Below are 312 nucleotides of genomic sequence, written 5' to 3' on the forward strand. Positions count from 1 at the left end.
AGTCTGGATCTTCTTACCGAATACAACCGCGTAAGAACCACCCGCTTTCATAAATTCCACTTTTTGTGGCGTGAAAGAGTCTGAAACGTCAGCCAGCTCTTTATCACCGTTGTAAAGCTTCTTAGCTTTAGTATCGATCGTCAGAACGGTACCGGTTGCAACAGAGTAGGCTTCTTCCAGTACTGGGACACCGTTTGCGTCACGAACAACTTCGCCGTTCTCGTCAGTTTTCTTAACCCAGTTTTTCAGGTCCAGGCCGATAGTCAATCATTCAGAAAGAGGAGAAATCTTTCAGTATTTTTGCAGCTTTAG

The 312-nt window shown here is 44.9% G+C and carries 1 protein-coding gene; it reads right to left on the reverse strand.

Features of this window, described 5'->3' with window-relative positions:
- Positions 1-267: hypothetical protein (locus H4O21_RS25155; RefSeq protein WP_255487462.1), on the reverse strand; the 267-nt coding region annotated here is incomplete at its 3' end.
- Positions 268-312: the final 45 nt, after the last annotated feature.

The sequence above is a fragment of the Oceanospirillum sediminis genome (assembly GCF_014164585.1).
GTDB lineage: Bacteria > Pseudomonadota > Gammaproteobacteria > Pseudomonadales > Halomonadaceae > Oceanospirillum > Oceanospirillum sediminis.